Origin of the sequence: Actinomadura geliboluensis (genome assembly GCF_005889745.1) — a bacterium.
In the GTDB taxonomy this organism is placed as follows: domain Bacteria; phylum Actinomycetota; class Actinomycetes; order Streptosporangiales; family Streptosporangiaceae; genus Spirillospora; species Spirillospora geliboluensis.
The window spans coordinates 1-11,583 of the sequence record NZ_VCKZ01000292.1 but is presented as its reverse complement, the minus strand read 5'-3'; the positions used below and the strand labels follow the sequence as shown (position 1 = coordinate 11,583).

Here is an 11,583-nt window from a genome sequence, read left to right as displayed (position 1 = left end):
GTTTGGTCGGCGGGGCTGACGGCTGCGCCTAGGCGGTCGTCGACGGTGAGGTGGATGCGGTTGCGGCCCGGGGCGGCGGCGTCGGCGGGGGTGGCGCGGGCGCCGGAGCTGGCGGGGCCGGACAGCAGCAGCCGCAGCGGCCCGCGCCGGACGTCGGCGAAGGCCGGGACGGCGTCGAGGTCGAGGGTGAAGCCGAGGTGGGCGGTGTAGAAGTCGACGGCGGCCTGGACGTCGTCGACGAGGTAGCGGACGCTGGCGTACTGGTCGGGCGTGCTCATGGGCGGGCCTCCGTTGGCCGGGTGAGGACGGGTGGCTGGGCGAGGACGGGGATCAGCTGGCGGACGCGGGCGTCGATGTCGGCCGCCGCGCGCTCGAACGGTTCGGACGCGCCGCCCTGACCAGCTGCGGACGGGCCGGCCGCGGACGGATCGGGGATGCTCCAGTGGATCCGCCGGGACCGGTCGCCGAACTCGGGGCAGACCTCGCGGGCCCGGTCGCAGAGCGTGATGGCGTAGTCGAACCGGCGGTCGCGCAGGCTCTCCAGGTCGCGGGGCCGCTGATCGGAGATGTCGATGCCGTACCGGTCGCGCAGGACGTCCACCGCCCGCGGGTCGAGGCTCGGCTTCGGGCGGCTTCCGGCACTGGTCACGGTCACGAGTCCGGCGGTGTGGTGGCGCAGGAGCGCCTCGGCGATCGGTGAGCGGGCGCTGTTGCCGGTGCAGACGAACAGCACGTCCACCTGGGGCAGGTGCTGCTCGGCCTCCGGTGGCTCGGTGGTGCGGCGCAGTGCCGGGTGCAGGGCGGCCCCGGTGTCGGCGAGGGCGTCGGCGCAGCGGTCGAGGTCGAGCCGGTAGTAGCTGTCGCGGCCGTCGAAGCTGCTGCGGGCGGCGGTGACCAGGCCGCCCTTGCGCAGCAGCCGCAGATGGTAGGAGACCAGGTTCTGCGGCGCCTGCACCAGTGCGGTGAGTTCGCGGACGCGCAGGTCGCCGACCGCGAGTTCGGTCAGCAGCCGCCAGCGCAGCGGATGCGCGGCGAGGCGCAGGAACGCCGGGGTGGCTTGGCTCGTCGACGCCATGTCTCCGACGATACATCAATCCAGTTTGATGGAATAGCGGCTCCGCGCGGCCGGGTCACTCGGCCTTGGCGGCTTCCAGGACGGGGACCGAGGCGGCCCGGCGTGCGGGCAGCGCCGAGGTCGCGAGCGTCGCCGCCGCCGCGCCCGCCGCCACGATCGGGACCAGCCACCACGGCGGGTCCGGGCGCAGGAAGGAGCTGCCGGTGGTCACGTGCAGCAGCGTCAGCGTGCCCATGGCGATCGCAAGGCCGAGGATCGTGCCGAGGGCGACCACGGTGGCCGCCTCCCAGCGGACGATCGCGCGGATCTGCCGGACCGTGGCGCCCACGGCGCCGAGCAGCCCGAACTCGCGGGTGCGTTCCGCGACGCCCATCGAGACCGTGGTCGCCATCCCGAACAGCGCCAGCAGCAGGGCCATGCCGATGAAGGTGTAGGTCGCCCGCAGCGGCCGGGTGAGGGAGGACGACGCCGCGTCCACGTACGCGTCCCGGTCGAGGACCCGGACGCCGGGCACTTCCGCCACGGCCCGCGCCAGGGCCTCGGACGAGCCGCCCCGCACCAGGACGGCCTGAGTCGCCGCGTTGGCGTCGAGGTCGTCCATCGTCGCCGGAGCCACGAGCGCCTGTTCGGCGAACAGGTGGGAGGGGTCGTGGTAGGCGTCCGCGACCGTGAGCGCGACCCGGCCGTGGGCGGCCCGCACGGTGATCTGCTGGCCGAGCCGCAGCCCCCGCTCCTTCATGACGGTGGACGACAGCGCGATCTCTCCGGGACGCAGCGCGGGCGGGTCGCCGCCCAGCCGCAGCAGGTCGCGCAGCCCGGCCTGCTCGGCGCCGCTGACCAGGAGGCGGAACGGTTCGGGGTCGTCGTCGGGGGACGGCGGCGACACGAGCCCAACCTCGGTCTGGGTGAGGGCGGTCGCGCGGGTCACTCCCGGTGCGTCCGCCACCAGGTCGGCCACATTGCGCGCGAGCGGTGCGGGCGCGCCCTCGGCGGTCCTGGCGGTGGCGGTGACGGCGTGCTCGGCCGCCATGACCTGGCGTCCCGCCTCCGCGAACCTGTCGTTGACCGACTGCGTGACCAGCGCCACCGAGGCGACCAGCGCGACGCCCAGCATCAGCGACGACGCGGCGGAGGAGACCCGGCGGGGGCTGCGGGTGATGGTGGCGTGCGCGAGCCGTCCGGTCTCGCCGCCGACCAGCCGTCCGACGCGTCCGACCAGCCCGCCCAGCGGCGCGACGAAGAACGGGGTGAGGACGGTCAAGGCGGTCATGGCCAGCATCGAGCCGAACAGGACCATCAGGGCGACGCCGAACGTGCGGTCCTGGCCGGGCGGATCGCTGACGCGGATCGCGGTCGCCACCGCCCACCAGAAGCCCGCGCCGGCGAAGAGCGCGAGCGCGGCGAGCAGCCGAGGCCAGCGCCGTTCGGGGGTCTCGGCGACGGTGCTGCGCAGCGCTTGCACGGGGGAGACTCCGGCGGCGCGGCGCGCGGCCCGCCAGGCGGCCAGCTGGGTGACGAGGAGGCCGGCGGCGGCCGGGACGCCCAGCGCGACCCAGCCGAACCGGGGACCGGCGGCGGAGACGTCGAAGCCGTCCCGGGCGAACAGCCGGGTGATCAGCGCGGCCAGCGGGAAGCCCGCCGCCACGCCGCCCACCGCCGCGATCGCGCCCAATGCCAGCGCCTCCAGCCGGACCAGCAGGCCGAGCTGCCGGGGCGTGGCGCCGATCGCGCCGAGCAGCGCCAGCCGCCGGGTCCGCTGCCGCACCAGCGTGCCGAACGTGTTGGCCACGGTGAACAGGCCGACGAAGACCGCCACCAGGGAGAGACCGCCGATGACTCCGGCGACCGAGGCGCCCTCACCCGCCGCGGCGGCGGCCTGCGCGTCCCGGACGGAAGAAGCGGTGCGCACGGTGGCGCCGCCGCCGAGGTCCCGGGCCAGCTCGCCGCGCAGCCGCTCGGGGGTCACGCCCGGGGCGGCCTTCAGCCAGACGCTCTGCCACGTGCCCGCCGGCAGCATCGCGGCGCGCCGCACGGTCTCGGGCGGAGCCAGCACGAGGTTCCCGGCGGCCACCGCGTCCCGGCCCTGCACGGTGACGACCCCGGTGACCTTCACCCGGCGCGTCTCGTGGGGCAGCGTCAGCGTCAGGGCGTCGCCGACGCCGGCCCGCCCGGCGCGGGGCATGTACTGGACGACCGCCACCTCGCCATCGGCGACGGGTGCGCGCCCCTCCTCCAGCCGGTAGGGGGCCAGCCCCGGATCGGACACCCAGGGGCGCAGCAGCGTCCGGCCCTCGGCCGCCGCCGTGATCGCGCGCCCGTCGGAACCGGTGGCCGTGACCGCCACCGACGCGTCCCCGGCGGCGGCCGCCACGCCGGGCTGGGACGCGACCCGGTCCAGCCGGACCCGGCCGTCCGGCGGCGCGTCCGGGTCGCCGGGGTCCGCCGTCCCGCCCTGCACGAGCACGTCGGCGCGGAAGTACTCGCTCGCGTCGCTGCCCGCCACTGCTTCCTGCGCCCGCAGCGCGAACTGCAGCGAGCCCGCGATGAGCGCGATCGACCCCAGCGCCGCCAGCAGGGTCGCGGCCAGCCGCAACCGCCCCTCCGCCAGCGAACGGCGCGCGACAAGCCACATGACGCTCCCCACGGCGTCCCCCCAATCTGATCACCTAAGATAATCTCACATGAGACTATATGTGCTGCGCGGGCTTCTCGGGAAAATTCGCTGGCTCCGCCGGGACGGCCAGACCTATCGTCGGGCGCGTCCGATCCCGAGTGAAGGAGATCGCCATGTACCGCGACCGCGACACCGAGGCGTCCTTTTGAGCGGACCAGCAAGCGCCGCAGGGGGTTCCCTCTAGCGAGACCAAGGTCAAGCGCGGCGACCGGACGGTCGGCGCCGACACCGAGCTGATCGAGAAGCTGGGCGGCGACGACCCTTGCCCCTGCGGGTCCGGGCGGCGCTTTCCGGCGCTGCTGCCGGCCCACCGGACGCTACGACGGCGTCCTCGGGCACTACTACGTGCGCGACTGAGGCGGCGCCCGCCCCCCGGAACGGGTCAGCGGGGGGCGGCGTCCAGGTTCAGTGCCTTGACGATCTGGTCGACTGTTTCTGCCGGGGTGCCCGTGATGGGGGCGGTGAAGACGTCCTCGTCGGGGGTGGGGAGTTCGAGGTCGGCGAACTGGGTGTCGAGGAGGGTCTCCTTGAAGAAGTGGCCCTTGCGCGCCTTCATGCGGGCGGCGATGAGGTCGCGGTCGCCGTCGAGCAGGACCATCGCCACCGCCGGGTTCCCGGCGGTGAGGAGGTCGCGGTACTTGCGCTTCAGGGCGGAGCACGTGACGACGCCGGGGCGGCCGCTGTCGAGGCGGTCGGTGATCCAGGCGGCGATGGTGCGCAGCCAGGGGGCGCGGTCGGCGTCCGTCAGGGGGTGGCCCTCGCGCATCTTGGCGATGTTGGCCTCGGAGTGGAAGGAGTCGGCCTCGGCGTAGTCCCAGCCGAGGCGCTCCGCGAGGAGGGTTCCGATGGTGGTCTTGCCGCTGCCGGAGACGCCGGCGATCACGATCACACTGGGGGGTGGAGTGCTCATGGTCAGGCGGTCACCACCGGGTCTCCGGTCAGGGCGACGCCCTCGGCGCGCAGCTCGTCGAGGGCGCGGTCGACGGTCGTCTTGCCGACCCCGGCGGTGAGGCCGAGCAGCACCGTGGTGCGCAGGCCCGCGCGGGCGGCGTCGACGGCGGTGGCGCGGACGCAGTGGTCGGTGGCGATGCCGGCGACGTCCACGGTGTCGACGCCGCGGGCGGCGAGCCAGTCGGCGAGCGGCGTGTCGTCGTCGGAGACGCCCTCGAAGCCGCTGTAGGCGGCGGTCTCGCGGCCCTTGCTGAACACGGCCTCGATGGGGGCGAGCGCCAGGTTGGGGTGGAAGTCGGCGCCGGGGGTGCCGATCACGCAGTGCGGCGGCCAGGAGTCGACGAAGTCGGGTTCGGCGGAGAAGTGGTCGCCGGGGTCGAGATGGAAGTCGCGGGTCGCCACGATGTGCGCGTACTCGGACCGGTGCCCGGCCACGTGCGCGGAGATGGCGGTGGCGACGTCCGCGCCGCCGGCCACGGCCAGCGACCCGCCCTCGCAGAAGTCGTTCTGCACGTCCACGATGATCAGAGCCTTCTTGCCCATGACCGCTCCCTGTTACCGGTTGCCCCGAATCGACCGTACCCCAGGCGGGCGCCGGCGCACCGTCACGGGCCCCCGTGGACGAACTCGGTGGGGACGGCGGGCTCGCCCTTGGAGAGCTGGAGCGCGGTCGCGGGCAGCTCGGCGACGGCGCGGGTGTGGCGGTCCCGGGCCTGCTGGAGCGACTCGCGTCCGACGATCTCGCCGTCCCGGACGAGCGGGACGTGCAGCGGCCGGTCGCGCGGCCCGTGGGTCGGCTCGCCGGTGGAGACCGACTCGGCGAACGCGACGCCGTGCCCGTCGACGCGGCGGACGGCGGACTTGCGCCCGCCCCGGCTCGGCTTGCCCGTCGACCGCTTGGCGACCGGGCGCATGGGCGCGTCGTCGGCGGGGCCGTCGGAGCGCGCGACGAGCTTGTAGACCAGGGACGCGGTCGGCGCGCCGGAGCCGGTGACGAGGGACGTCCCGACCCCGTACCCGTCCACGGGGGCGGCGGCCAGGGCGGCGATGCCGTACTCGTCGAGGTCGCCGGTCACCACGACGCGGGTGTCGTGCGCGCCGAGCGAGTCGAGCTGGTCGCGGACGCGCCGCGCCATGACGCCGAGGTCGCCGCTGTCGATGCGGACGGCGCCGAGCGACGGCCCGGCCAGCTCGACCGCGGTCCGGACGGCCCGCTCCACGTCGTAGGTGTCGACCAGCAGCGTCGTGCCGGCGCCGAGCGAGGCGAGCTGCGCCTCGAAGGCGTGCCGCTCGCTGTCGTGCAGGAGGGTGAAGGAGTGCGCGCTCGTCCCGGCCGTCGGCACCCCGTACAGCCGGCCCGCCTCCAGGTTGGACGTGGTGGTGAACCCGGCGATGTAGGCGGCGCGGGCGGCGGCCACGGCGGCGCGCTCGTGGGTGCGGCGCGACCCCATCTCGATGATGGGGCGGCCCTGCGCGGCCTGCACCATCCGGGACGCGGCGGACGCGATCGCGCAGTCGTGGTTCAGGATCGACAGCGCGATCGTTTCGAGCAGGACCGCCTCGCCGAACGTCCCCTCGACCACCAGGACCGGCGATTCGGGGAAGTAGCAGTCGCCCTCGGCGTAACCCCAGACGTTCCCGCTGAAGCGGTACTTCTCCAGCCATTGCGCGGTGGTCTCGTCCACGATGCCGTTGGACGTGAGGAAGTCCAGTTCGGCGGCGTCGAACCGGAACGCCTCGATCGCGTCCAGCAGCCGCCCGGTCCCCGCGACGACCCCGTACCGGCGGCCGGCGGGCAGGCTCCGCGCGAACACCTCGAAGACCGCGCGGCGGTCCGCGGTCCCGCTGCGGAGCGCGGCCTGCAGCATGGTCAGCTCGTACTGGTCGGTCAGCAGGGCGGTGCCGTCACCAAGGTCCACAAGTGGAACCCTAAGCCCGACTGCGGGCACCATGGATGTGCGGGCTCGCGCACCCGGCGGGGGGACCGGCGCATAGCATCGGGTGCGGTGGGCGGACGGACAGCGCGCGAGGAGTCACGGAGAGAGAGGGGGCGAACCGGGCAGATGAGCGCCATGAGCACGGCGCCCGCACCGGTCGAGCTGGAGCGGCCGGACGCCGAGGAGGACGTGAGCGCAGACCGGCCCTGGCTGGCGATCGTCTGGAACGACCCGATCAATCTGATGTCGTACGTCACCTACGTGTTCCAGACCGTGTTCGGCTACCCGAAGACGAAGGCCGAGAAGCTGATGCTCGACGTGCACCACAAGGGCCGCGCGGTCGTGGCGAACGGCACCCGCGAGGAGATGGAGCGGGACGTGGAGATCCTGCACTCCTACGGGCTGTGGGCGACCGTGAAACGGGACGACTGAGCCGATGACCGATGTGAGCAGGTCCGGGGACGCCGTCGAGATACGGCTGGAGGCCGAGGAGACGGCGCTGCTGCGCGCCCTGATGGAGCAGCTGCTGGCGCTGATCGGCGACGCCCCCGGCGGTGACGACGAGCTGGCCGCGATGGGCATCGCCGAGGGCGCCACCAAGCCGGACGACCCCGTCCTGGCGCGGCTGTTCCCCGACGCCTACCGCGACGACGGCGAGGCCGCGGGGGAGTTCCGCCGCTACACCGAGATGGGGCTGCGGGACGGCAAGCGCGAGGCGGCCGGGGCGGTGCTGTCGGCGCTCGGCGAGGAGGGCACCGACGCCGTCCTGAACGAGGAGCAGGCGCAGTGCTGGCTGCGGGCGCTGAACGACATCCGGCTGGCGCTCGGCACCCGGCTCGACGTCACCGAGGAGTGGTACGAGGAGGCGAACCAGATGGATCCGCGGGACCCGCGCGCCTCCCTGTTCGCCGTCTACGACTGGCTGACCATGCTCCAGGAGAGCCTCGTCCGCGTCCTGTGGGAGCCGTCGCCGTGAGCTCGGGAGCCCTCGCCGTGAGCCGGCGGGCCGTTGCCCTAGGCTCGGGGCCATGCTGACGATCGAGCGCGCCCTCGTGGAGAAGATCATCGCGCACGCGCGCGCCGACCACCCGGACGAGGCGTGCGGCGTCATCGCCGGGCCGGCCGGTTCGGACCGTCCGGTCCGGTACATCGCGATGGAGAACGCCGAGCGGTCGCCGACGTTCTACCGGTTCGACTCCCAGGAGCAGCTGAAGGTGTGGCGGGAGATGGACGACCGCGACGAGGAGCCGGTGGTGATCTACCACTCGCACACCTCGACGGAGGCGTACCCGTCCCGCACGGACATCTCCTACGCGTCCGAGCCGAACGCCCACTACGTGCTCGTGTCGACACGCGCCGACGACGACACCGAGTTCCGGTCGTTCCGGATCGTGGACGGGGAAGTGACCGAAGAAGAGGTCTCCATCGTCGACGCCTACGCGGGCTGAGCCGGAGCGGATCGGGATGGTCGCGGCCGGTAAACTGGTCGACATGTGGACGAGCGGGCACGAGACGGACGGCGGCGCGCGGCGCCGTGCCGGTACCGCCGGTTCCGCCGCCGTGCCACCCGTGCAGAGCTTCCTGTTCGGGCACTCGCGCGCCGAGGTCGTCTACGACTGTCGCTGACGCGCTGATCACGCCTGGAATCATCCCGCTGCCCGCCCGGTTGAGACGCGAGAGGGCGGGGAGCCCCGTACGACGTAGAAGGAGATCACCGCGATGGCGATCGAGGTCCGGATCCCGACGATCCTGCGCAACCTGACCGACGGCGCGAAGGCCGTGGAAGGCAAGGGCGCGACGCTGGACGAGCTGTTCAGCGACCTGGACAGCCGGCACGCCGGCCTGCGCGACCGGCTGGTGGACGACAAGGGCCTGCGCAAGTTCGTCAACGTCTACCTGAACGACGAGGACGTGCGCTTCCTCGGCGGGCTGGAGACGCAGGTCGCCGACGGCGACAACGTCACCATCCTGCCCGCCGTGGCCGGCGGCTGAGCCGGGCTGGACGGGCGGCACATGCGCTTCGACTCGCTACTGGACTCGCTCGGCCGCACGCCGCTGGTCGGCCTGCCGCGGCTGTCGCCGAGCGAGGACGTCCGGATCTGGGCCAAGCTGGAGGACCGCAACCCCACCGGCTCGGTGAAGGACCGTCCCGCCTTCTACATGATCGAGAAGGCGGAGAAGGACGGGCTGCTGACCCCCGGCTGCACGATCCTGGAGCCGACGTCCGGCAACACCGGCATCTCCCTCGCCATGGTCGCGAAGCTGCGCGGCTACCGGATGGTGTGCGTGATGCCGGAGAACACCTCGGCCGAGCGGCGCCAGCTGCTGGAGATGTGGGGCGCTGAGATCATCTCCTCGCCGGCGGCGGGCGGCTCGAACGAGGCCGTCCGGGTCGCGAAGGGGCTGGCGGCCGAGAACCCCGACTGGGTGATGCTCTACCAGTACGGGAACGAGGCCAACGCGCTCGCGCACTACGAGACGACCGGTCCCGAGATCCTCGAGGACCTGCCCACGGTCACGCACTTCGTCGCCGGGCTCGGCACGACGGGCACGCTGATGGGCGTCGGCCGGTTCCTGCGCGAGCGGGTGCCGGACGTGAAGATCGTCGCGGCGGAGCCCCGGTACGGCGACCTCGTGTACGGGCTGCGCAACATCGACGAGGGCTTCATCCCCGAGCTGTACGACGACTCGGTGCTGACCACCCGCTTCTCCGTCACCTCGGGGGACGCGCTGCGCCGCACCCGCGAGCTGCTGGAGCAGGAGGGCATCTTCGCGGGCATCTCGACCGGCGGCGCGCTGCACGCGGCGATCGGCATGGCGAAGAAGGCGGTGAAGGCCGGTGAGCGGGCCGACATCGCGTTCGTCGTCGCGGACGGGGGCTGGAAGTACCTGTCCACCGGCGCCTACGGCGGCACGCTGGAGGAGGCCGAGGCCCGCCTCGAAGGCCAGCTCTGGGCCTGACCGGGGCCTGGCCTGGCTCCGCTCTCGGCCTGACCTGGTCCGTGTGGCATCCCGTCCGGCACGGTAGAGTTCGTTTTCGAACGTGATTCTAGAACCGGGCCGGCGGGACGCCCGCGGTCCGGGCGACGCGGGAGTGTGCGGATGAGCGGGTTCGGCGAGGCGACGGCCGTCGCGCGGGTCGGCGACGGCCGGTACGAGGCCGTCCTGGACGGGGACTACGGGTTCGCCGAGGCCCTCAACGGCGGCTACCTGATGGCCGTGCTCGCCCGCGCCGCCGTGGACGCCTCCCCGCACGCGCACCCCGTCTCGACCGCGACCAACTTCCACCGGGTCGCCAAGCCGGGCCCCGCGCAGATCATCGTCGACACCCGCAAGCAGGGCAGGACGGCCGCGTCGGCGCTGGTCACGCTCGTCCAGGACGACCGCCCCATCGTGGACGCGCTGATCACCACCGGCACCCTCGACGCCGCCGCCGAGCCGGTCTACGCCGGCGCGGCGCCCGCGCCCGTCCCGCCGGTGGAGGAGTGCACCGACTTCCGGCCGCCCACGGGCGACGGCTTCGCCGACCGGGTCGACATGCGCTTCGACCGCCGGACGATGGGCTGGCTCGACGGGCAGCCGAGCGGGAACCCGGAGATCCGCGCCTGGTTCCGGCACCGCGACGGCTACCCGACCGACGCGTTCTCGCTCGCCCTCGCCGTGGACGCGCTGCCGCCCGTCGCGCTGAACCTCGGCGCGCAGGGCTGGGCGCCGACCGTCGAGCTGACCTGGCACATGCGGGCCGTCCCCGAGCCCGGCTGGCTCGCCGTGCACGGCACCGGCCGGCTCCTCGCCGACGGCTGGTTCGACGAGGAGGTCGAGGTGTGGGACGGCGCCGGCCGGCTCGTCGCGCAGAGCCGGCAGATCGCCCGCGTGCCCCGCACCCGCTCCTGACCGAGGCCGCCGACGGCGGTGCCGCGTGGAGAAAGCCCGGCGTTTCGTCGGCGCGGACGTCCGGATCGCGCGCGCGACCTCTGACCTGGACGGTTTTCCGGCGCGTTACGGTGTGATGTCCGACGCATGACGCACCCGCGCGGGGCCGTGTCGCTTAGCCTTGTGCACCATGTCAGATCCATCCCGGGGGGACCGCCTCCCAGACGCTCCCATCGGGATCTTCGACAGCGGTTTCGGTGGGCTGACGGTGGCACGGGCCATCCTCGACCAGCTGCCCAACGAGCCGATCGTCTACCTGGGCGACTCGGCCCGCCAGCCGTACGGGCCGCGGCCCATCGCCGAGGTCCGCGCCTTCGCCCTGGAGATGCTGGACCGGCTGGTCGACGAGGGCGTGAAGATGCTGGTGATCGCCTGCAACAGCGCCAGCTCGGCCATGCTCCGGGACGCCCGGGAACGCTACGACGTGCCGGTCGTCGAGGTCATCAACCCCGCCACCCGGCGGGCCGCGCGCGCCACGTCCAACGGCCGGGTCGGGCTGATCGCCACGCAGGCGACCGTGACCAGCCGCGCCTACGACGACGCGTTCGCCGCCGCCCCGCACATCGAGCTGGTCAGCGCCGCCTGCCCGCGCTTCGTCGAGTTCGTGGAGGCGGGCGTGACGATGGGCGGCGAACTGCTGGAGGCCGCCCGCGGCTACCTGCGGCCGATCGTGGACGCGGGCTGCGACACGCTCATCCTCGGCTGCACGCACTACCCCCTTTTGACGGGCGTCATCTCGTATGTCGTCGGGGACGGGGTCACACTGGTGTCAAGCGCCGACGAGACCGCCAAGGACGTGTACCGAGTGCTGCACGATCGGGGGCTGGCCCGCGCCGAGGACTCGCCCCGGCCGCGGCACCGGTTCCGTGCCACCGGGGACCCCGCCGTGTTCGCCGAGCTCGGCCGCCGCTTCCTCGGCCCGGAGATCGGCTCGGTGGAGACCACGCCGGCCGGGGCGGCACCGGACGGGACGCCGGACGGGACGCCTGACGGGGCGGGGGACGGGACGGCGC

The 11,583-nt window shown here is 73.6% G+C and carries 14 protein-coding genes; 8 read left to right on the top strand and 6 right to left on the bottom strand.

Going from position 1 to position 11,583, the window contains the following annotated elements; translation table 11 throughout:
* The 6 genes from ETD96_RS31245 to ETD96_RS31220 form a co-directional block, all read right to left on the bottom strand.
* Positions 1-278: VOC family protein (locus ETD96_RS31245; RefSeq protein WP_171069313.1), on the bottom strand; the 278-nt coding region annotated here is incomplete at its 3' end.
* On the bottom strand, positions 275-1,075 hold the full coding sequence (locus ETD96_RS31240; protein ID WP_138640079.1) for an arsenate reductase/protein-tyrosine-phosphatase family protein: 801 nt from the start codon (positions 1,073-1,075) through the stop codon (positions 275-277). The genes ETD96_RS31240 and ETD96_RS31245, both read right to left, overlap by 4 nt.
* A gap of 55 nt (positions 1,076-1,130) precedes the next feature.
* Positions 1,131-3,707 carry an FtsX-like permease family protein gene (locus ETD96_RS31235; protein WP_138640078.1) on the bottom strand — a complete coding sequence of 859 codons (2,577 nt, stop codon included), beginning with the start codon at positions 3,705-3,707 and terminating at the stop codon, positions 1,131-1,133.
* A gap of 424 nt (positions 3,708-4,131) precedes the next feature.
* Positions 4,132-4,659: a gluconokinase gene (locus tag ETD96_RS31230; protein WP_138640077.1), complete on the bottom strand. Its 528-nt coding sequence runs from the start codon at positions 4,657-4,659 to the stop codon at positions 4,132-4,134.
* 2 nt (positions 4,660-4,661) lie between these two features.
* Positions 4,662-5,243: an isochorismatase family protein gene (locus ETD96_RS31225; protein ID WP_138640076.1), complete on the bottom strand. Its 582-nt coding sequence runs from the start codon at positions 5,241-5,243 to the stop codon at positions 4,662-4,664.
* 62 nt (positions 5,244-5,305) lie between these two features.
* A complete protein-coding gene (locus tag ETD96_RS31220) occupies positions 5,306-6,652 on the bottom strand; it encodes a nicotinate phosphoribosyltransferase (protein ID WP_138640075.1) in 1,347 nt (448 codons plus the stop codon).
* A 120-nt stretch (positions 6,653-6,772) separates the two neighbouring features.
* On the opposite strand from ETD96_RS31220, the gene clpS reads away from it, so the two are divergent.
* The 8 genes from clpS to murI all read left to right on the top strand — a co-directional run.
* A complete protein-coding gene (gene clpS, locus ETD96_RS31215) occupies positions 6,773-7,069 on the top strand; it encodes an ATP-dependent Clp protease adapter ClpS (RefSeq protein WP_089326695.1) in 297 nt (98 codons plus the stop codon).
* 4 nt (positions 7,070-7,073) lie between these two features.
* Positions 7,074-7,613, top strand: coding sequence for a DUF2017 domain-containing protein (locus tag ETD96_RS31210; RefSeq protein WP_138640074.1), 540 nt, complete (start codon positions 7,074-7,076; stop codon positions 7,611-7,613).
* A 52-nt stretch (positions 7,614-7,665) separates the two neighbouring features.
* Positions 7,666-8,085 carry a M67 family metallopeptidase gene (locus ETD96_RS31205; RefSeq protein WP_138640073.1) on the top strand — a complete coding sequence of 140 codons (420 nt, stop codon included), beginning with the start codon at positions 7,666-7,668 and terminating at the stop codon, positions 8,083-8,085.
* A 43-nt stretch (positions 8,086-8,128) separates the two neighbouring features.
* The gene (locus ETD96_RS47705; protein ID WP_274704654.1) at positions 8,129-8,263 is read left to right on the top strand and encodes a hypothetical protein; all 135 of its coding nucleotides are present in this window, start codon (positions 8,129-8,131) and stop codon (positions 8,261-8,263) included.
* 93 nt (positions 8,264-8,356) lie between these two features.
* Positions 8,357-8,629, top strand: a complete 273-nt coding sequence (locus ETD96_RS31200; protein ID WP_089326636.1) for a MoaD/ThiS family protein — start codon at positions 8,357-8,359, stop codon at positions 8,627-8,629.
* A gap of 21 nt (positions 8,630-8,650) precedes the next feature.
* Entirely contained in the window at positions 8,651-9,598 is a 948-nt protein-coding gene (locus tag ETD96_RS31195) for a PLP-dependent cysteine synthase family protein (protein ID WP_089326635.1), read from the top strand.
* A gap of 141 nt (positions 9,599-9,739) precedes the next feature.
* The gene (locus ETD96_RS31190; protein ID WP_138640072.1) at positions 9,740-10,531 is read left to right on the top strand and encodes a thioesterase family protein; all 792 of its coding nucleotides are present in this window, start codon (positions 9,740-9,742) and stop codon (positions 10,529-10,531) included.
* Between the two features lie 169 nt (positions 10,532-10,700).
* Positions 10,701-11,583 (top strand): glutamate racemase (gene murI / locus ETD96_RS31185; protein WP_138640071.1); only part of this gene is annotated, 883 nt, incomplete at its 3' end.